Origin of the sequence: Dyadobacter sp. Leaf189, from assembly GCF_001424405.1 — a bacterium.
Classification (GTDB): Bacteria; Bacteroidota; Bacteroidia; order Cytophagales; family Spirosomataceae; genus Dyadobacter.
This window is the reverse complement of the sequence record NZ_LMPS01000001.1, coordinates 934791-955397: the sequence shown is the minus strand read 5'-3', so window position 1 is coordinate 955397 and position 20607 is coordinate 934791. Positions and strand designations below refer to the sequence as shown.

General features: G+C 47.8%; 12 protein-coding genes and 2 tRNA genes. 7 read left to right on the top strand and 7 right to left on the bottom strand.

Translation table 11 applies throughout. From position 1 onward, the window contains the following. Nucleotides 1–54 precede the first annotated feature (54 nt). Nucleotides 55–765: a DUF1080 domain-containing protein gene (locus tag ASG33_RS04100; protein WP_056280667.1), complete on the top strand. Its 711-nt coding sequence runs from the start codon at nucleotides 55–57 to the stop codon at nucleotides 763–765. On the opposite strand, the gene ASG33_RS04095 is transcribed toward ASG33_RS04100, so the two are convergent. Then, a complete protein-coding gene (locus tag ASG33_RS04095; protein ID WP_056280664.1) occupies nucleotides 760–4755 on the bottom strand; it encodes an AAA domain-containing protein in 3996 nt (1331 codons plus the stop codon). The genes ASG33_RS04100 and ASG33_RS04095 overlap by 6 nt on opposite strands. A 23-nt stretch (nucleotides 4756–4778) precedes the next feature. Beyond that, nucleotides 4779–5858: a TerC/Alx family metal homeostasis membrane protein gene (locus ASG33_RS04090; protein WP_056280662.1), complete on the bottom strand. Its 1080-nt coding sequence runs from the start codon at nucleotides 5856–5858 to the stop codon at nucleotides 4779–4781. Between the two features lie 349 nt (nucleotides 5859–6207). Between ASG33_RS04090 and ASG33_RS04085 the strand changes: the two genes are divergently transcribed. Both ASG33_RS04085 and ASG33_RS04080 read left to right on the top strand, forming a co-directional pair. Further along, a tRNA-Gly gene (locus ASG33_RS04085) sits at nucleotides 6208–6280 on the top strand. A gap of 66 nt (nucleotides 6281–6346) precedes the next feature. After that, nucleotides 6347–6435, top strand: a tRNA-Leu gene (locus ASG33_RS04080). A 46-nt stretch (nucleotides 6436–6481) separates the two neighbouring features. Here the strand turns inward: ASG33_RS04080 and ASG33_RS04075 are convergent. From ASG33_RS04075 to cobA, 5 genes are all read right to left on the bottom strand, one after another. Beyond that, a complete protein-coding gene (locus ASG33_RS04075) occupies nucleotides 6482–7936 on the bottom strand; it encodes a rubredoxin (RefSeq protein WP_056280658.1) in 1455 nt (484 codons plus the stop codon). Nucleotides 7937–7964: 28 nt separating this feature from the next. Beyond that, on the bottom strand, nucleotides 7965–11498 hold the full coding sequence (locus ASG33_RS04070; protein ID WP_056280653.1) for a nitrate reductase: 3534 nt from the start codon (nucleotides 11496–11498) through the stop codon (nucleotides 7965–7967). A gap of 182 nt (nucleotides 11499–11680) precedes the next feature. Then, nucleotides 11681–12994: a NarK family nitrate/nitrite MFS transporter gene (locus ASG33_RS04065; RefSeq protein ID WP_056280650.1), complete on the bottom strand. Its 1314-nt coding sequence runs from the start codon at nucleotides 12992–12994 to the stop codon at nucleotides 11681–11683. Between the two features lie 39 nt (nucleotides 12995–13033). Further along, complete coding sequence (locus ASG33_RS04060) at nucleotides 13034–14392, bottom strand: alginate export family protein (RefSeq protein WP_056280647.1); 1359 nt, start codon at nucleotides 14390–14392, stop codon at nucleotides 13034–13036. Between the two features lie 25 nt (nucleotides 14393–14417). Continuing rightward, nucleotides 14418–15176, bottom strand: coding sequence for a uroporphyrinogen-III C-methyltransferase (gene cobA / locus ASG33_RS04055; protein WP_056280642.1), 759 nt, complete (start codon nucleotides 15174–15176; stop codon nucleotides 14418–14420). Between the two features lie 277 nt (nucleotides 15177–15453). On the opposite strand from cobA, the gene nirB reads away from it, so the two are divergent. The 4 genes from nirB (at nucleotide 15454) to ASG33_RS04035 (ending at nucleotide 20587) form a co-directional block, all read left to right on the top strand. Then, on the top strand, nucleotides 15454–17970 hold the full coding sequence (gene nirB / locus ASG33_RS04050) for a nitrite reductase large subunit NirB (RefSeq protein ID WP_056280638.1): 2517 nt from the start codon (nucleotides 15454–15456) through the stop codon (nucleotides 17968–17970). A gap of 150 nt (nucleotides 17971–18120) precedes the next feature. Further along, nucleotides 18121–18462, top strand: a complete 342-nt coding sequence (gene nirD, locus ASG33_RS04045; protein ID WP_056280635.1) for a nitrite reductase small subunit NirD — start codon at nucleotides 18121–18123, stop codon at nucleotides 18460–18462. Between the two features lie 4 nt (nucleotides 18463–18466). Beyond that, a complete protein-coding gene (locus ASG33_RS04040) occupies nucleotides 18467–19894 on the top strand; it encodes an ATP-binding protein (protein WP_056280632.1) in 1428 nt (475 codons plus the stop codon). A 24-nt stretch (nucleotides 19895–19918) separates the two neighbouring features. Continuing rightward, nucleotides 19919–20587, top strand: a complete 669-nt coding sequence (locus ASG33_RS04035) for a response regulator transcription factor (RefSeq protein ID WP_056280629.1) — start codon at nucleotides 19919–19921, stop codon at nucleotides 20585–20587. The last annotated feature ends 20 nt before the right edge of the window (nucleotides 20588–20607 follow it).

Sequence of the window (20607 nt, the reverse complement as noted above, 5' to 3'; positions counted from 1 at the left end):
ATTTAAAAACCGAAAAGTACTTAATATTGCGATCTAAATTTTAACAGAGAAAACATGACAAGCAAGAATTGGAAAGCTTTCAGCAGAGCATCCCTGATCGCATTGATCGCTTTCGCTTCTACTACTAACCATGCAGAAGCGCAAAATAAAGGCAAATGGGAAACCCTGTTTGACGGTAAATCACTGAAAGGCTGGCACAGCTGGCAGTCAGACGAAGTGCTGCCGCAATGGAAAATACAAGACAATGCAATCGTGCTGACGGAAAAAGGCGGAAAAGACCTCGTTACCGACAAGGAATACGGCGATTTTGAACTTGAACTCGAATGGAAAATTGCAGAAGGCGGCAACAGCGGTATTATTTACCACGTGATCGAAGATAAGAAGTACTGCTGCCCCTACTCTACCGGCCCTGAAATCCAGGTATTGGATGATGTAAAACACCCTGATGCAAAAGCGGGCAAAGAAGGCAACCACAAATCCGGTTCACTTTATGATATGCTTCCTGCAAACGACTTCAAAGCTGTAAAGCCTGCGGGACAATGGAACAAGGCGAAAATCGTGATCAAAGGTGGTCGCGGTGAAAGCTGGTTAAATGGCAAGAAAGTAGTTGATTTTCCGACACAAGGCGCTGAATGGGAAAAGCTTGTTGCAAACAGCAAATTCAAAACCTGGGAAGGATTTGGTGCTGCTTCAAAAGGAAAAATTGCTTTGCAGGATCACGGAGATCAGGTTTCTTACAGAAACATCCGCATCAGAGAACTATAATATGTCTGCCGGCAAATTGCCAGACCAGTACTCTCGGCTATAAATGCGCCTGAATGGCCAGTTTTTCTGCCGCAAAAGGAGGGGTAAGTAAGCGTGCGGTTCCTTTGACGATTTGCTCTCATGATAGAGATCGTCGTCAGTCAGGATCAAGCCCTTATAAACCCCTTCTTCTTTTATTGTCACATCGCCGAACGGAAGTTCTTTTCTATAGTCTGGCCGCAGTCTCGTTAAACGTTCTTTCAGCAGCCAGTCTGTCCTGAATTGCTTTGCACTCACGGGAACGGGCTGGAATTTACCCTGTGATACTTCCAGCGCATATTCCAGGTATGCTTTTAACATTTTGGGGCCTGCATTTGCAGTATGGTCCGTCTGCATTTGGGCCGGCCACAAGCTTGTTACAAAATAAATACGCTCCCGGGCACGGGTAACTGCCACATTCAGCCTATTTTCGCCTCCCTGCATATTCAGGCTTCCGAATTGCATGGAGAGCCTGCCTCTTTCATCAGGCGCATAGCCCATGGAGAAAATGATAATGTCCCTTTCGTCGCCCTGTACGTTTTCTATATTCTTTACAAAAAGATCGGGTGGCAGCATACTTTCCTTTTCCAGACTATCCTGGATCGCCGCTTGCTGGTAGAAATTGAATGTAACGATACCAATGCTTTTGCCTTCGGGAATCAGCTCTTTGACCAACTCCACCACTCTTTCCACCTCAACTGCATTCGTATTCTGTTTCCAGATACCTTCGGTTTTAATGTACTGGATCCCGGCTCTACCTGCATTGATGTGACTGAAATCGGGCAGCAGCCGAAGGCTGTTTTTATAAAATTGGCGGTTAGAAAAGTCGATCAGATCAAGTGACTGGCTGCGGTAATGCCCGGTAAGCTGATACTGTTCCAGCGACTGTGCTGCCAGATCCAGCAACGATTCGATCTCTCGGGCAGCAACATATTCATCATCTTCCTCTCCCCTATCCTCATACCTGACCTTATACAAGTCACTTGGCGACAGCTGTTTATCGTCACCCGTTACAACCAGCTGCTTCCCTCTGAATGCCGCCGGGAGACCATATTCGGCGTAGCATTGTGAAGCTTCATCAAATATAACCAGGTCAAAAAGCGCCTGCTGCATCGGGAAAATGGCAGATACAGACTCCGGCGAGGCGAGCCAGCAAGGTACCAGCGAGAAAACCTCCTCCGAATAACTTTCCAACACCTTTCGGATAGGCCAAATCTTGCGTTTTTTGGTTACCTGATGCGCCAGTTCGCGATAGGTAACCGTATTTCCCAGCCGGTTTTTCGCAATATCTTCGTAAGTACCTTCACGCAGCTTGATACTATTGATAGCTACGCTCAGCTTTTGTTTGCGTTGAATACTGGCTTGAAGCTGATCCTCCCATTGCGCCATTTTCAGCGAAGTAACAGCCCGCAGCTGCGGGTATTTTGACTCAATATGTTCAATCCAGGCAAGTTTGATGCTATTTTCAAACAGGCCCATCATCGCTTCCGTATTTGCTAATCCGGATTTGCTGCTTTCGACACGCACGCTTTTGGCTACGGACTGCTCGGAGCTTGTCATTTCCTTAAAAAGCCGGTCCATATCAACCAGCGAGTCAAAGTCTCTGGTTAGAGAAGCACGTAGGCGAATTGCATACGCTGGCTCACTGATCAATTTGCCAATTTGTGAGGGCAGTAAAAAGGGCAGCATTTCACGCTCCATTTTGTCCCAGGTTTCGAGCCACTGGATCAATCCTTTGAGAATGGCGTCGAACTCGCTTTTGTCATTTACATTCGTAATAATAGCATGCAAAACCGCCTGCCAAGGCTGAAATGAACAACGCACAACAGCATCGGCAGCTGACTCCGCATTTCTAAAAAATTGGGTTAATGCGATATCCGGCTGCATTCGGGTATCAGAGCTTTCTTTGTAATGCAGACTTGCCTGCGACAACCACCCCTCCACTTCCTGTCTGTTCCTAATCTGCACCTGCAACTTTCTCAGGTCTGCAATTTCAAGTGAAAGTCCATTGGCAGTGGCAACCCTCTCGATTTCCTTTTTTTCTTTGCTGAATATTCCCCAGAAAAAGCCGGTCAATGCCGACCCCTTGGATTCCAATGCCTTGTTCAGAGATTGAGAAAAAGTAACGAGCTCCGTTTTATTCAGCGAAAATTCAATGCCCTCTTCCTGCAAAAATCCGTCAAGTGCATCGGCAGTCTGCCTTACGAAAGCGAGCCGCTCATGTGCATTGTGTGCTGATGAAAGGTACTGCTTTAATAAAGACCAGCTTTCGTTATTGTGGATCAACGCAGTAATATCCCGAAGCCGACCAAGCGCCTCAGTACGGTTTTGACAAAAATCAATTGAAAAATGCGCACTGGTAAGCTGCTGAAATTTGTCTTTCTGTCTCAAAAAAACAGCCGGGATTTCATCCAGCATTTGTTCCATTCTCCTTAACTCCGCAAGCCCAAATCCCGCGAAATCCCTGCGCTCAGCCCAGTCGTGGGCGGCAGTAATGTGAATGGTATAGTCGAAATATGTTTTTAAGCGCCTCCGGAAATCGTCCCATTGGTCAATTCTGAAATGTCTGTAATGCGCAAGCAAGTCGGTATGCGGCGCGCGCTGGTCGCTGGTAAGATATAGTTCCTTGATACTTACACCGCATTCAGTCTCATCAAACAAAGCTTCCCGAAACGCATTCAGGTCAGCGACAGTCTTGTCGATAGCCCGGCTCTCCTGCGTAAACTGTCTTTCAAGAAAAACGGCATCGAGACTATAATTCTCCTTCCGGTATGCATCTACGTCCTCGATCTGCGCCGCGATTTGCCGGTATAATGCCGCCCTGTCATTTTTGAAATCATGGATCAATGCGACAAACCTGTCCATTCCAATTGTTTTGAGCCGCTGGTGCACCACATCCAGTGCAGCCCGTTTCTGACAAACCAGCAGCACCCGCTTTCCCCTGGAAGCGAAGTCCGACATCAGGTTACATATCAGCTGAGACTTGCCACTTCCCGGCGGTCCCTGCACCACGACCGATTTGCCCGTTTTTACCTGTAAAATGATATCCTCCTGCGCTTCGTCAACCGGAAATGGCGTCAGAATTTCTTCCTCCCTCACTTTTGACACATTTGATTGTGCCGCCAGAGACAAGTTATTTTCCTGATCTTCCGTGTAGCCTTCCTCTTCCGCATTAATCAATGGAACAGAAAACGGCTGCTCGTCAAAAGCGGTAATCAGCGCATTGTAGTCAGGCACAAGGTAAGAACCCGCTTGCGGGAAAATACCCAAAACAGCCTCTGGGTATAGCTTTAACTCTCCGTTCCGGCAAGTGTTATCCAGCTCCGACGCTTTCTCCGCCGAGAATGCAACGAGCTTTTCGTCAAATAATTCCTGATTGAAGTTGATACGGAATGGCGTTGTTTTCAGCCACTCGTAAAGCTGGGTCCTGAATTCCAGGAAATCTTTGGGAAAGTCCTCAAACGATTTTTCAAGAATTTCGTCAGGTAGGGAAGTCTCGTTGAAATGCGCGTAAGCGAGTGCGAAGCTTTGATTTAAGACTACATTGCCTTCTTCCCGCAACTGCAAACACCATTGTTCCCGGTCCATTTTCAGCGTAACAGGAAAGAACAACAGCGGAGCGTGAATGGAAGTACCGTCTGACAGCTTGCCCTTTACAAAAGGATAGCCGACAAACAAATCCTGTGAACCCCGTTCCTCGGCTATAAACTGCTCGGTCCTGCTGATCTTCCGTAGCCGTTTGCTGATTTGATTTACCTTCTCGTAACGCGGATCGGCCACGTCGCAGACAGCAATGCGAGCCTTTTGCTGCACAAGCTGTCTGACCAGATCAATGGAAGGTTTTTCAAGAACAAAGTCCGTATCATGAAGATCAATAAACTGCTCCGCTGCCAGATGCGTGAGGAGCAGTGACTTATTCCTAGTACTTAAATTTGTCAGTCGTTTTAAATAGGCTTTCAGAATCCGCTTCATACATACTTCAACGATCCTGCACGCTAGCTATTTGAAAGTACTTTCTCTTCGTTCGTGTCCTTTTTCGGAAATACAACGGAAGCCAGGATACTGATTGCAAGGATTCCGATGATCACGTAAAGTGAATAGATCGTTTCGAAGCCAACCGATTCCAGGTAGCTGTGAGCCAGCATTTTCCCTCCAATAAATACAAGCAGAACGCCCAGACCATATTTCAGGAATCGGAACAGGCCCATAATGTTGCTGAGGAAGAAGAACATGGAACGCAATCCCATGATTGCGAAAATGTTGGAGAAGAAAACGACGTATGGATCTTTTGTAACGGAGAAAACCGCCGGAACGGAATCGACCGCAAATATCAAATCTGTAAATTCAATGATCAGTACCACAACGAACAGTGGCGTAAGCATCCATTTGCCCTTCTTCTTCACAAAAAAATGCTCTCTTACGTATCTTGGAAAAACAGGCAGGTATTTGGAAGCAAACTTTACAACAGGGTGCTTGGCCGGATCGATCTTTTCTTCTTCTCCACCCTCAAAAAATATCTTACCACCCTGATAAACGAGCAATGCACCAAAAACAAGGATGATCCATTCAAAGCGCTGCATCAATGCGGAACCCACAAAAATAAACACGAACCGCATTCCTATCGCGCCGAGTACACCCCACAAAAGTACTTTCTTATAGTACTTCGGCCGCACACCAAATGACGCGAAGATCAGGATGATGACGAAGATATTATCAACAGACAATGCATATTCGAGCAAGTAGCCGGTAATAAATTCCAGCGACATGTTTTTACGGTATACTTCAACACTAGCCTCGAAATTGCCTGGAATCAGCGTCAGGTGAGGCGCGTATTTATCTTTGATGCTTTCCAGCTGAGCGTAGTTGTCTACGCCATGAATGAGATCACCGTGCGTTCTTATGATCAGGTAAAAGCCCATTGCCAGGGCAATCCACACGATCGTCCACGCAGCAGCCTCCTTGAACTTGACTATATGGTCTTTTCTGTTGAAAAAAACACCCAGGTCAAGAAGAAGCATAATGGTAATAACCAGTATAAAACCTGCGAAAAACAATACTTCGTTGGAAAGTAACATGAAAAAACGCTGTTATGTATTTTGGACTTAGAGACAACATCCGACTGAAAATGGCCTTCACAGCCTGCATTGCCTACTCAGAAGGATAAAGGTAATCAAAATATGAAATGGATCGTCGAAAACGGACGGACGGCAAAAACCACAAGCCGATCTGAAAGTTTTTCCTGATAAAACCGCGCCAGCTTTATGGAAGAGATTTCAGGTAAGTAAAAAAAGTTTACGGGTTATAGTACGTGATTTACAATTTGTTAATTAGTCTGCTCAGATTTTTTGTTAAATATTTGTTGTAAAAACTTGCGTCAAATAGTGCGTGTACATACATTTGCACCACGATAACCGAATCGGTTACGCGAAAGTAGCTCAGCTGGTAGAGCGCGACCTTGCCAAGGTCGAGGTCGCGGGTTCGAACCCCGTCTTTCGCTCAGAGAGCAAAGCACCGGAAACGGTGCTTTTTTTCTCTTAGGTACCATCACAAAATTATGGCACTGGCCGGGGTGGTGGAACTGGTAGACACGCAGGACTTAAAATCCTGTGAGCCGAAACGCTCGTACGGGTTCGATTCCCGTCCCCGGTACCAAAAATGAGAAGCGGCTTTGAACAATTTTCAAAGCCGCTTCTCATTTTTAGCTGAGTTCCAAAACAACCTCCACCATTTCCTCCTTCCCACTTCCGCATACCCCACAACAGTAGCTTTCGGGAAGGGACTCGAAAGGTGTATCTGGTGCAATGTTTTGCTGCTCGTCGCCATACTGCGGATCGTAGACTGTGAAACAGTCCGGGCATTGGTGAAGTACCTTACCCTGCTCTGGTTGTTGCTGCAATTCTTCGTCCGCAGTAAAGGCGAGATGCATTCCGAGTTTTGAGCGTTGATTACTAAACCTGCGACAGAGCTTTTCGAGCTGCACAGCCAGCTGCATTCTGTATAAACCTTTTTCAAAAGCCACGAGTCGGCGACTGTTCGGGTTGAAGTTTTCGGTATAATAAATGTCGTACAGACTGAAAACCGCCAGCTGACCGATTCGTAGCAATGGACGTTTTTTTATCAATATCGAGCCAAATACTTCTGATTTCGGTCGCGTTTGAATGCCGAAACAAAGTCCGAAAGTGCGTGTATCGTGTTTGTCGAAATACTGGATCAGCTCCTTTTTGAGTACAGAACCTTCTTCGTGATGGTCTTCCGTTTGCCACGCCAGTTCGTTAGCAGCGTGCCTTACATTGATATTGTGTTTACCCAGTATACTGCTCCAATCGCCCCTGTACTGGTCTTCAATCCCTTTTATAATCAGCGACTTCCATGGCGTAATGCATATTTCGCCGATCTTCGTTTTCATGCAAAGCGCACAAACATCCAGTAAAAAATCGACAGAAAACAATTCATCGCGCCGGTATAAACCCAGCCAAGTCCGCGATTTGTAGCGGTTAAAACCTTCGTAGTAAGGAAGTGAAAATGAGGGCAGCTCAACCTCATTTGTCGCTGGCTGGGATATATATTGAATGCGCGCATTGACGGACGCGAACAAAGTTTCTTCATCTACAAACTCCTCTTCCAGCAAACAGGTTTCCACTGCATTGGCAACCTTTCCAATCTCATTCGTATAAACCAGCTCCCGCCACCTGAAAACCACATTGCTCTGTTTCGGACGTACATATAAGTACCAAAAATGCGGCTCGGGCGAAGAAATGAAGTTAAGGTTACCTGTAAAAAATGGCGTAAAACTCTGGTTTGAATCGGAGATATTGACTTTCAATGCAGGCTGATAATCAAAACAATCCAGTACCGAATGGTATTCATTTGCAAGCAGCCACTGCCCGGTCCGGAAAACATCCTCCCCGCAATAGGAGCTCACGATGTTCGGATTGCGATCGGTATTTATCTCGTAGCGGACAGATGCATTTTTCAGGTTTTTTTCCAAAAAACGCATTTCTTCGTAATGCACAGTCATCAGCAGTTGCTGCCGTGCGCCAAAACGCACTTTATGTACATTGGCTTCTCGGGCAGCCAGCAAAACCTCCTTTAAAAAGCCCGGAGAGGCAATCCCGCCCGGCAGGTTGATCTTTACATGATAATAATCTCTCATCTTTTCACCGCGTTCATTGTAAACATGATCATTCCTGCGCAACAACCAGCGAGCGCTCCATTACCCTTTCGAGGATAGCACGCACTTCGGGCCGGCACGAGCCGCAGCCAGTACCAGCACCGGTCTTTTTACATAAATCCTGAAAATCGTCACAACCATTTACAATGGTGTTTTCAAGATTTCCTTCACCTACATTGTTGCAGGAGCAAACCACTTTTCCTACCAGCGGATCGGCCGGCTTACTCGCCCTGAGCAACTGCAAACGCTTTTCCGAAAGCTCCGTACCACTTGCAATCAGGTCACGGAATTCGGCAAACTCATTTTTATCCCCGATCATGATCGCGCCTACCAGCTTGTCACGGTACACAATGCATTTCTTGTAATACCTTTTGGATTGATCCGTAAATACAATTTGCTCATAAGCGGGATCATTTGGCGGCACTTCCGTGAGCCCGATGCTGCACAAATGCAAGCCTTCCATTTTCAGGATATTCATCGAAATACTTCCTTTGTAAGGCTGCGTAATATCTCCTGCCAGGAAACCGGCAATTACCCCGGCCTGTTCTTCGGCAGCCAATGTGATCCCCCACATTCTTCCGTTCCATTCCGCAATTTCACCGGCGGCATAAATGTCCGCATCGGAAGTTTGCATATAATCAGTTACGACCACCCCACGCTTGCATTCCAGGCCGGCTTCCTGAGCGAGCTCGATATTGGGCACAGTTCCCATTGTCATCACCACCACCTGACAGTCCAGCTTTCGTCCCGATTTCAGCCGGATACCTTCTACTTTTTCAGTGCCAGAAAATGTGGCTACTTCATCATTAAAAAACACTTCAACTCCCCTGTCAAGCAACTCCTGATAGAGCAGCTCACTTGCAAGTGAATCGAGTTGGCGCTCCATAAAACGGCCGCTACGCTGGATTACGGTCACTTTTACATTCATTTCGCGAAAAGAAGCAGCCAGTTCCAAACCCAGAATACCTCCGCCAACAATCACCGCGTGCGGCTCCGGCTGTGTTAAAAACGGCAGCAAAGCATCTGCGTCCGGGCGCGATCGCATATTAAAAATACCGCGCAGCTTGGGCACACTTTTCGGCATAAAAGCGCGACTGCCGGTTCCAAGGATCAATTTATCGTAAGTATGTTCCTGCCCTTTATCATCAATAATCGTCTTGTTTTTACGATCAATGTGAACAATGCCGGTTCCTTTGTGGACAACAATGCGCTGACAGTCAAATTCATCCTCACGCAACCTGACCAGCTGTTGCCACTGCTGCGCGCCGCTGATGTAGTCGGGCAACATGACCCGGTTATAAAATGGATTAATTTCCTTTGAAAAAACATGGATTTCATCTTCCTGATTCAACTTTCGGTACGCATTGATAAAGCCCAGCCCGGCGGAACCTGCTCCAATAATGATAATCTTTTCAACAGGTTTTTGGTATAATGAGACCTCAACCGCCGAGAATTTAAAATCCGGCTCTTTCGATTTTGGATCTACCAATGCATTGGTCAGGTTATTGGCCCTGACTGCATTACTTCCTAAAATCTTCCCCCAATGCATGGGCAGAAAACAAAGTCCGGGTCGCACATCGCCGGTCAGCTGCGCTTTCACGCGCACCTCTCCTCTCCTGCCTTTCACGATTACCAGTTGTCCCTCCGCGATATTCCTCAGTGTCGCGTCTGCCGGGTTTATTTGTAAAAATGGCTGGGGAATGTGCTTGTTAAGCCGCGCTACCTTCCCCGTTTTAGTCAATGTATGCCACTGGTCGCGGATCCGGCCGGTGGTCAATATCAATGGAAAATCCGCATCAATGGGTTCTGATGCATTTTCATCGTCTACCGCGTGGATCTGAGCTCTTTTGTTTGGAGTATAGAATTGATGATCACTAAAAAGCCGCTGCTGGCCCGCAGTTATATTACTTTCCTGCGTTTGCAATGAAAACGGCCACTGTACACTTCTGTTTTTTTGTAAAAAATCGTGGCTTACCCCGGTCACGTCGATATGCGTCCCGGCTGTGATTTTCACGTATTCATCGTAAACCTCAGCTGCATTGGCATAGTTGAAAGAACTGCCAAAACCCATTTTTTCAGCAAAGCGCCAAATAATCTCAGCATCAGGCAAAGCTTCGCCCGGCGAGTCGACCACCTTGGGTAAGTGGGTAATGCGCCTTTCGGCATTCGTCATTGTGCCTTCTTTTTCAAGCCAGGCCGAAGCGGGCAAAACCACATCCGCAAACTGCACGGTATCTGCACGATTGGATACATCCTGAACCACCACAAACCGCGCCTTTTTCAATGCGCTCTCCACCGCATTCATATCCGGCATACTCACAAGCGGATTGGTATTGATGATCCAGATCGCTTTCAGCTGATCGTTTTCCAGTGCCTCAAACATTTCGGTCGCGGTCAACCCGGGTTTGGCGCCGATTTGTACCGGAGTTTGCCAGAAATCTTCCAGTTCCTGCCGGTGAGCTGCGTTGGTCACTTCCCGGTGGCCGGGCAAAATGTTCGCCAAACCGCCCGTCTCCCGTCCGCCCATTGCATTCGGCTGACCAGTGAGTGAAAATGGTCCATTACCCGCCTTCCCAATCCGGCCTGTTATCAAATGCAGGTTGATCAGTGAAAGATTTTTATTAACACCAATCACAGACTGGTTCAGCCCCATTGTCCAGAAAGAAAGAAACCCTTGAGACTCTCCGATCCATTTGGCTGCGAGTGCAATATCTTCCGTGGCTACCCCGCATAACTCGGCAGATTCGGCGAGCGTGCGCTGCATTACCTTCTGGCGGTAAGCTTCAAAACCATCGGTATGGTTTGTTATAAAATCATCATCAGTATAGCCATTTTCGATCAGCAACCTTCCAATTGCGTGGTTTAAAACAATGTCGGTACCCGGTATGATCTGCAAATGCAGGTCCGAAGAGCGGGCGGTATCGGTTTTTCGGGGATCAACACAAATGAGCCTTACACCAGGATTCGCAGCTTTGTGCGCCTCCACGCGCCGCCAGATAATCGGGTGGCACCAGGCCGGGTTTGCGCCGGTGACGTACATCACATCCGCCGCTTCAATATCGTCGTAGCAAACAGGAACACTATCTTCCCCGAGCGACATTTTATAACCTACGACAGCCGAACTCATGCAAAGCCGCGAATTGGTATCGATGTTATTGGAGCCTATAAAGCCTTTGATCAGCTTGTTGACCAGGTAATATTCTTCTGTCAAGCATTGACCCGAAACATAAAATGCGACTGAATCCGGACCGAATTTCTTGATAAATGTTTTGAAAACAGCCGCAGTCCGCTCCAATGCATTGTCCCAGCTCACGCGCTGCATCGGCATCGAACGGTTCATCCGCATTTGCGGGTAAAGCAGCCTGTCCGACTGGTCCATTACCGTATAATGCAGGTTCATTCCCTTGGAGCAGAGCATACCTTTATTGGAAGGGTGCGTTTTGTCCCCTTCCAGCGAAAGCCGGCCATTTGCTTCTTTGGTAACCACCACCCCGCAGCCAACGCCACAGTAACAGCAGGTGGATTTGTAGGATGTTAGTTTCAATTTTTAATGAGTGAATGACCGGGTCGCCGGTGCGATGAATGAATGAATTAGTGAATTAGCCAACGGGGAACGGGTGAATAGAACTCCCGCAGCGCAGCGAGCGGCAAGCATCCCGCAAACGCATCCTGCAAACGCAGCGCAGCGAGCGCCAGGCCAATCGCCCCAATCCATTTCCGTCGGCTTCAGCCAACGGAAGAGGGGGATGGAGATAGGCTTTCTGATATGATGGATTCTGTTTTTTCAAAATTGACCAGCGCGACTACTGCGGCCACACAGGCGATAGCGCCGCCGATGTACATGAATGCATCCGAGTAGGAAATAGAACTGGATTTGAAAAGAAAACCTGCAAGCACCGCCCCTACATTACCACCAGCACCCACGATCCCGCTCACTGCCCCCATCGCTCTCCGGTTGATAAACGGAACAATCGCATAGGTAGCTCCATTGGCCATTTTGAGAAACATCGCGAAGCCGAGCATGGTAATTACTGCTACGGTCAGACTGTTACTCTGGGCAAAAAGCGCAATCCCGATGCCTTCGAGACACAACAATGCAGCCAGTAACCTGCCTTTTCCAAGCATTCCGTACTTGTTCCCAACCTTATCAGCCACAATCCCGCCGATAGCGCGGGCGAAAATGTTCATAAAACCGAAAGCACCTGCGAGCAGCCCGGCAGTAGCCAGCGACGCGTCGAAGTTTTCGGAGAAATAAAGTGCAGCTACATTGTCGAAGGTGATCTCAATTCCAAAACAGGCACCGTACGCAAGAAAAAGCGCCCAGGTGCGCGGGTCTTTCGCTGCTTTTGCCAAAGTACCTTTTACTTTCACAGCCTTGGTATCCGTTACATTCAGATCCTCGAAATTTCCCGCAGGAGTATCTTTTGTAAAGAAGTAGTAAACGAATGCAAAAATGAAAAGAGCCGCGCCGGGAATGATCATCGCCACGCGCCAGGCAGATTCAGGCAGGTAACCCAGACTTATAAAAAAACCGAAAACAAGCGGCATTGCCATATTGGTGATACCACCGCCTAGATTCCCCCAGCCTCCGGCCACCGCATTGGCAGTACCTACTATCTTCTTGTCAAACATCACCGAAGTATGGTATTGCGTGATCACAAACGACGCGCCGATCACCCCGATAGCCAGCCTGAAAAGCAAAAACGATTCATAAGAATGCACCAGCCCGACTGTCATCACGGGAATGGAGCAGATGCCCATCAAAGCCGCATAGGTTTTTCGCGGCCCCCACGAATCACACAATTTCCCGATCAGAATGCGGGCAACTACTGTCGCGGCTACTGATGCGATGATGATGTTTCCGATTTCTTCTTTACTTAAACCCAGGTCTTTTTTGATAATCGGCATCAAAGGTGCGAGACCGAACCAACCGAAAAAGCAGAGAAAAAACGCCATCCAGGTCAGGTGAAAAGTACGCATTTGTACACCCTTGAAACTAAATACATTCAGCTTCTCGAGCGGTTTCTGAGTTGTTTCCATCGTAATAAGAGTTGAAAGGTGAAGATTTGACTTGGGGAATTATTTGATAAACTCCGGTTTGATATTGATCATCAGATAAGCCCAGTTGGCCATGTTCTGAGGATTGGGAATGTTCTTGACAACCGCCAAACTGCTGCTCGGCAAAAAAGTGCAGTAACCCGCCTGAAAGCTGATCGCATTGGTCAGGCTGTAAGTGGCAATCACATCCAGCTCGCTCCCGAAGTTGGCCGACAGCTTCTGGTTCTCTGCATTCCGAATAGGCGCGGCGCTTGAAAACTGGTGCAGGTCAGCCTGTATCAGCCACTTTGGAGCAGGTTTAATTAAAGTATTAATGTAAAAGTCTTTCAGTCCGCCCCGGCCAAATCCATTGGCTGCATAGAAATAGTCCATTTGTCCCCAAAACTTGTGCGGCGTTCCGTAAAGCGGGTCGAATGTGTGGTTTTTGGCTGATCCTGCCTGACTTCCCGAGGTATAATCAAAGCCCGGGCCCACTGCAAAACGGCTGTTTGCATTGTACAAGCCGCGTACCGAATAAAGCCATGCGTCGAGCGACAGCCCATCTTTGTCTTTCCCTGTCTGGTAATGCGCGCTTGCGGTTAGATTCCAGTATTTACCCAACTTGGTCTCAAAATACGGTCCGATTGTAATGCGGTTCCAGGTACCGTTTCTCAGCTCTTTCTTTCCGGTAGAATCCTTTGAATATTTCTGAAAATCGTCTTTAAAAATCAGGAATGAAGCTTTTCCATTCTTTGTCTTTTTACCAAAATATACAAACTGCATTGACTTATACATCGTCCCGATTGCATTGGTACCGGCCGGATAACCCACCGGAACACCATCGTACAAAGTGCCGCTTTTAACCTCACGGTTTTGGTTATACGCAACCCCGATGTGCGCTGTCCAATTCTTGTTTTCATATTTGAGCAAAACCGCATCGTGGCGCCTGGCTTGCTGCAGCCAGTCGAGATTACCGAGCAGCCGGCTGTCGTCGTACAGCAATTCCTGCCGCCCAATCTTGATCGCCAGCATTTTACCCGCATTTGCCTGTCCGGTATCCAGCAAGCTAATCTGTGCCCAGGCTTCGTGGAGCATTAATCCGTTTGCAGCCTGATTGGTAATGCGGTTATTGGTAGAAGCATCCTGTCCCCAGACCCGCACATCCTGAACTGCGGTGAAAAATTGCATGCGGTACCCCGTATAACCTGCATTCAGGCGCGTGCGCTGGGATGTAAAGAAAGCGGCTTTGTCGTTTTTGGACAATGGACTTCCCTGTCCGTGCAGCAGCTCGGTGCGCGTACGGAACTGGCCCGATAATGTGAACTGTGCATTCGCATTGGCGCATATCAGTAAACCGCAGGCTGATAATCCTGCAATGAATAGGAATAAAGTTCTTTTCATCCCGGTGAAAGGTTGGAGGTGGTTGTTAACAGGATATCCCGGCGTGTTGCAGGTATTCGTATGCATAAGAGGGGTGTAGCGCGACTACTTCACCCATCATCATAATCGCGGGCGTGCCTATTCCGTGCTCGCGCACCAGCTCAGGCATTTCCCAAACCTGCCCGATTACACTTTTTTCATCTGGCCGGGTACCATTCTGGATTACCGCCATTGGTAAGTGTCCACGACCGAAATGTTTATACAGCTCACAGATCTCATTCAGTTTGTTCAATCCCATTAAAACCACCACCGTCGCTTTCGATTGTACTGCCAGGCGCAGGTCGTCGGACAAAGTCCCGTCCTGTGTAGTTCCCGTAATCACCCAGAAGCTCTCGCTCACGCCCCGGCGGGTTACCGGTATTTCCATGGAAGCAGGTACCGCAATGCTGCTGGACACACCTGGGATCACTTCGACCGCAATTCCGTAGTCACGTGCATACTGCATTTCTTCGTGGCCACGACCGAACACAAATGGGTCGCCACCTTTTAAACGAACAACGTGACCTTTCTTTCGGGCGAGACGAACGATCAAACCGTTGATCTCATCCTGGGTGAACGATGTTTCTCCCACTTTTTTGCCTACGTAAATTTTCATGGCGTGTGCTGGCGCAAAATCGAGCAGCGTATTGCAGGCGAGCTCGTCATACAATACTACATCTGCCTTTTCAAGTGCTCTGACCCCTTTTAGGGTGATCAGCTCTCCGTCGCCCGGGCCGGCTCCTACCAATGTGAGTTTTGCTTCCATTTTCGCTGGTATCATAGGAGTGAATATTAAAAATGTACTATGCGTAGTAGTTACTTATCATAGTTATTGGTGCATCAAAATTAGAAGCTAGATTTTACAAAACAAGCATTTGACCAAAATTTATATTTGTATTTGACTATAATTGCAAATATAAAATTAGGAAATTGACTATTAGCCATTTAATTTTGGAAGCACTTATACCAGTACACTTTACAAAGGAATTGAAATAGTACAACAAAATACTTATTGGTTCACAAATTGATAGTTACTATTTACTATGAAACAAGAATTGGAGATCAGAATTGTAGTAATCGGCAACGGAATGGTTGGTTTTAAGTTTTGTGAAAAACTATTGTCGAAGCGGAAAGAAGGGCAGAACATTGCGCTCACAGTATTCGGAGAAGAGCCTCGCGTTGCCTACGATCGCGTACATTTAAGTGAATTATTTGCCGGTAAGTCTGCCGATGACCTTACCCTCGCCAAAGAAGAATGGTATACTGACAATGGAATTACACTGTATCTGTCCGACCCGGTAGTGGATATCGACAGAGATAGTAAGCTCGTGCGTTCACACCATGGACATGTAGTGCATTATGACTACCTGGTTATGGCGACCGGCTCCGGCGCATTTGTACCCACTATTCCGGGGGTCGAGAAAGATGGCGTTTTTGTATACCGTACCATTGAAGACCTCGAACTGATCCAGACCTATGCGCGCAAAGCAAAAAGAGGCGCCGTGATTGGAGGCGGGTTACTGGGACTTGAAGCTGCCAAAGCTTTGCTTGACCTGGGTTTGCAGGAAGCGCATGTAGTGGAATTTGCGTCACGCCTTATGCCGAGGCAGATCGACGATGCTGGCTCGCGGATGTTGCAAAACCAGCTCGAATCGCTTGGGTTACATATACATTTATCGAAAAACACGCAGGAGATCAAAGGCGGTGATTGCATTGAAGGAATGCAGTTTGCCGATCAGTCTTTTCTGGAAGTTGATATGCTGGTGATTTCCGCGGGAATCAGGCCGCGCGACGAACTGGCTAAAATAGCAGGGCTGGAAACACATCCGAGAGGCGGGATCGTGGTGAACAACCAACTGCAAACTTCCGATCCATTCATTTTTGCAATCGGCGAATGCGCGCTGGCACATCACATGATTTACGGATTGATCGCGCCGGGATATGAAATGGCTGATGTGGTTGCGACGCAGATTACAGGCGGAGAAAAGGAGTTTCTTCCATTCGATATGTCCACGAAGCTCAAACTGATCGGCACAGACGTTGCCAGTTTCGGCGATCCGTTTATAGAAGAGCCCGCTTGTACTACCGTGCGTTATGAAAACAAGGCAAAAGGCATTTACAAGCGAATCAATGTAAGTCTAGACGGAAAATCGCTGCTTGGAGGGATTCTCGTCGGTGATGCGGAGCAGTACAATATGCTTTTGCAAACCTGTAAAAACAAAACAATACTACCTCCCGATTCCGAAGATCTGATTTTAGGATCAAGAGGCGGAGAAGAAACAGGCGCGGGCGTGATGAGCTTCCCCGACGATGCATTGATTTGCTCCTGCGAGGCTGTGACGAAAGGGATGATCTGCCAGGAGGTTAATGAAAAAGGCCACCGGAATATAGAAGCAATAAAAAAATCCTGCAAAGCGGGTACCGGCTGTGGCGGCTGTATTCCGATGGTCAAGGATATTATCGCAGGCACATTGAAGCTAAATGGCGTTTACATCCGGAATGTAGTTTGCGAGCATTTTGATTATTCAAGACAGGAGTTGCTTGATCTTGTCAAGATGAATGGGCTGAAAACCTACAATACAGTTCTGGATACCTTCGGAAAAGGTGACGGCTGCGAAACCTGCAAGCCGCTGGTCGCTTCCCTGCTCGCTAGTTTATGGAATGAAAATATCCTTCAAAAAGACCGCGCACCTATCCAGGATTCAAACGACCGCTTTTTAGCCAACATTCAAAAAGGAGGAACTTACTCGGTTGTACCGCGGATTCCAGGCGGCGAGATAACGCCGGAGAAACTGATCGTGATCGGCCAGGTAGCTCAGAAATATGGTATGTATACCAAAATCACCGGCGGCCAGCGCATTGATATGTTCGGCGCGCACCTAGGCGACCTGCCGCTGATCTGGGAAGAGCTCATCGGGGCAGGTTTTGAGAGCGGTCACGCTTACGGAAAATCGCTGCGAACCGTAAAAAGCTGTGTGGGTTCAACCTGGTGCCGGTTTGGAGTTCAGGATTCTGTGAGTTTCGCCATTGAAGTAGAAAATAGATATAAAGGGCTGCGATCGCCGCATAAACTCAAATCGGCAGTCTCGGGCTGCATCCGGGAATGTGCCGAGGCGCAGAGTAAAGATTTTGGGATCATAGCAACTGAAAAAGGCTGGAATTTGTACGTATGCGGCAATGGAGGATCAAAACCGCAGCACGCACAGCTGCTCGCTACCGATGTAGACAAAGAAACCTGCCTGCGCCTGATTGATCGCTTTTTAATGTTTTATATCAAAACCGCCGACCCACTTACCCGCACTGCGACCTGGCTAAACAAAATGGAGGGCGGATTGTCATACCTCAAAGCAGTGGTAGTCGACGACGTACTTAGCATTGCCGCTGAACTTGAAAGCGAACTCCAGCAACTGATCGACGTATATCAATGCGAATGGAAAGAAGTAGTAGAAAGCCCCGAACTACGCAAACGTTTCTCCCACTTCGTAAACACCCCGGCAAAAGATCCATCGGTTCAGTTTGAAGAAATGAGGGAACAGAAAAGAGCGAAGGAGTGGGTTTAGGGAGCTTTTAGCTGTTAGCTGTTAGCTATTGGCGACTGCCTGCTGGTATTGAGAGACCTTTTAATTAAATCAGAAAAACCTGAAAGCTAACAGCTAACAGCCAATAGCTTCTAGGCCCCAAATATTCTAACAATCAAAAACATTCATTTCATGGAAACTGAAACAACAGTAACCTGGCATGTAGCCTGTCAAGTGAGCGATATACCGGAAGATGGCGGCGGTTGTGCGCTGATTGACGGGAAACAAATCGCTATATTTAATTTCGCAAGAAGAGGCGAATGGTACGCCACAGATAATGAATGTCCGCACCGGCAGCAAATGGCCGTGGCGCGCGGGATGATCGGGAGCCAGGATGGTGAACCGAAAGTGGCTTGTCCTTTTCACAAAAAAACCTTTTCATTGCAAACCGGGCATTGCCTCAATGACGATGCTTATCAAATCAAAACCTTTCCGGTGATGGTGAAAGAAAACCTGGTATATATCGGAATATGAGCAAATGGATAGACTCGACAAACGGGTAGCAGGTAGTCTGACAAGGTTTTATGTGGTCGCATTATGCGTAGTTGCATTACTGACGCTCAGCGGCTTATTCCTGATCAGAAAAACAATTAGTAACCTCAACCACGACAGTCGGGTAGTAAATGTGGCGGGGCGCCAGCGGATGTTAAGCCAGCGCCTGACGAAGCTTGCATTGCTCAAAATCAGCGGTACAGCGCACAGGGACTCGGCCCGTTTTTCGGAACTGCTGGATCTCTGGAAAACAAGTCACGAAAATCTTGCAAACCGGAGACTGGCCGTCGAGGACGGGTTTGTAACCTGGAAAAGTCCGCTACTGGATCAGATGTTCACCGAGCTCGAACCGGTATTTGACGAAATGTACACGCAGTTTCTAATCATTGAGCGTGATACCTCGACCCAGGCCAGCGAGCAGGGATTACAAACCATTTTAGAGAATGAACCCCGCTTTCTTGCCAAAATGGACAAGATCGTTTTCCAGTTTGACCGCGAAAGTTTCGAGCGGCTGGAAAACCTGGAAAGGATAGAATGGATCCTGGATATCATGACCATTCTGGTACTGCTGGCTGAGGGATTGCTGATTTTCAGGCCGGTGGTAAATACAACCCGGCGTGTTGTAAGAATGCTGACCGAGTCTGAGAATGCATTGCAGCTTTCTAACCAAAAACTGAAACAAGCCAATTTACAGCTCTTGGAAGCACAAAATGAGTTGTTGCGCGTCGAAGAAGAGAAGTACCAGATGAAACTGGCAGAAAACCAGATCAGAGCAGCTTCGCTGATTGAAGGACAGGAAGAAGAACGTAAACGGTTTGCACTGGAACTGCACGACGGGATTGGGCAAATGCTGACCGGGCTCAAATTGCATGCTGAAAAGCTCAAATCGGTGCAGTTTCATGATGAAAAACACAAGCGGCAGTTCGAAAAGCTTGTGGCGCTCGTGCAGGACATTATCCAGACTACGCGACAGGTATCTTTCAATCTGATGCCTTCGGTACTGAATGATTTCGGACTTGCTGCCGCATTGAAACTGCTTTGTGACCAGACAGCCGAAATTGCCGGTGTGCGGGTTGATTTTGAAGGAGATACCAGTTCAAGAATCGCTATAAGCGGCATTATGGAAACGAGCCTGTACCGGATCGCACAGGAAGCACTTAACAATGCGATCAAGCACGCCGGGGCTGATCGCATTAAGATTAAATTGGAACAGAGCAGTAATCGTATTATTTTGGAGATCGCCGACGATGGGAAGGGTTTTGAAATGGATCAGCTGAAAACAGAGGGCGGGTTTTCGACTTCCGGCAATGGAATGGAAAATATCCGCACAAGGAGCCAGCTGCTCAATGCCAGATTGAATATCTCCTCCAAAATCGACGGTGGCACCAGGCTCGTCCTGGAAGTCGAACTATGAACTGTCACTCCTTTTTAAAGCAGAATGCGTATACGGATTTTGGTTGTCGACGACCACTCGGTTGTCAGGCAGGGAATTATCACCCTGCTCGAAGATGAAGAAGACCTGCTGATTGCAGGCGAAGCAGCCGACGGTGACGAAGTGTGGGATATGGTGGAAAAAGTGAATCCGGACGTGATTTTGCTTGACCTGACCATGCCGCGCGTACCCGGCCTGGACGTGATCAAACAGATCGTACCCGCATTCCCGAATGTTAAAATACTGGTTTTCAGCATGCACAACAATGCAGATTATATTGTAGCATCTGCATTAAGCGGCGCATCGGGCTACCTGCAAAAAGACGCGAGCCGCGACGAAATGCTTCTGGCGATCCGCGCCATTGCAAAAGGTGAGCTGTATTTTCCACCTTATGCCTCTTCCATTATCATCAAAAAACTGATGAAACAGTTGCTCGTGGCACCCGAACCCGCCCCGGCGCAGGAAGAGCTGGAAGGAAAATCGGTATGGAACCTGCTCACCCCGCGCGAGCAGCAGATCCTGAAATGCCTCATTGAGGGAATGAGCAGCAAGGATATAGCCGAAAAATTCGAGATCAGCTCCAATACGGTGGCCAACCAACGTGCCAGCATTATGAAGAAAACGAATGTAAAAAACACGGCAGAACTGGTAAGCCTCGCGCTTAAAAAACATTAACAAAAGCATGGTTACATCCC